Genomic DNA, 1,262 nt, shown 5'->3' on the forward strand with positions numbered 1-1,262 from the left:
TGATTTGATTCAGGGTTAACTTTTCCGTTCAAGACGTCTTTACCGTCGCGTCCATCACGTCCGTCACGACCTGCTGCACCATCACGTCCGTCGCGTCCTGGTAAACCTTGTGCTCCGTCTTGACCATCACGACCTTGAAGACCTTGAGCACCCTGGTCACCCTTAGGTCCTTGTAGCCCTTGTGGCCCTTGTGGTCCTGCAACTCCGGCTTCACCTTTTAGACCTTGAGGTCCACGAATGTTACCAATCTTATCCCAAGTTCCGTTTTCTTTCTTATAAACATCACCTGTAGTTGCATCGATATAAGTGTCACCATCTTTACCATCATCTGCTGTTGGTACTTTAGGTCCACTTAATAATTCAGCACCATTACGTCCGGCTGCACCTGCTGCACCATTGGCACCGTCTGTACCATTATAAATTGGTTGTTTAGCAATTAAGTCATCTATACCTTCATCGTACCGACCATTACCATTGTTATCAAAGTACGCTGTAATAAGAGTACCTTCTCTTGGTTTTTCTGCTGGTGCTGTAGATGGGGCGTCTGCTAAAGCTCTTCTTACTCTTCCGCTTCTTTGATTGTTTAATCTTGCTGCTGCTTCAGCTAAGGCATTTAAGTCAATGGTTGGTGTACGTCCATCTTTACCATCTTTAATATTAACTGTTACAGGTTCTTCTCCTGGAACTGTAAATGTAATGTCAGTACTGCGACCATCTGCTCCACGAGCAGTTGTGATTTTTGGAGTTTTTCCGTCACGTCCCGCTGCTCCTGTTTCACCACGGTCTCCACGTTCTCCTTTTTCACCTTGCGCTCCGGTTAGACCACGTTCTCCTTGGTCTCCTTTTTCACCTTTGGCTCCATCTGCAATGACGACTTCTTTTAATTTCTTATCAGAAGCATCTAATTCATTGTTTCCATTTTTATCGTAATAGAAGATAACTGTTGTTGTTTTATCTGCGTCATTTCGTTGAGTCGCAACTAATGGACTTGCGCCATCGAAACCATCTCTTACAACAGTACTTGTAACATTACCTCTACCGTCGTTAATAATGATAGTATGAGTGCCATCATTTTTATTATCTTTAACGGTTACGGTTGGAGTTACACCGTCACGACCTGCCTGACCTTGTGCTCCAGTCAGACCACGTTCGCCTCGGTCTCCTTTTTCACCTTTAGCTCCAGTTAGACCGCGTTCACCTTGGTCTCCTTTTTCACCTTTAGCTCCAGTCAGACCGCGTTCACCTTGGTCTCCTTTTTCACC

General features: G+C 45.1%; 1 protein-coding gene. It reads right to left on the reverse strand.

Translation table 11 applies throughout. The features are described 5' to 3' along the window. Nucleotides 1-1,262: collagen-flanked surface repeat-containing protein (locus tag K1I71_RS09485; RefSeq protein ID WP_474104176.1), on the reverse strand; the 1,262-nt coding region annotated here is incomplete at both ends.

The sequence above is a fragment of the Streptococcus mitis genome, from assembly GCF_019929545.1.
In the GTDB taxonomy this organism is placed as follows: domain Bacteria; phylum Bacillota; class Bacilli; order Lactobacillales; family Streptococcaceae; genus Streptococcus; species Streptococcus mitis_BU.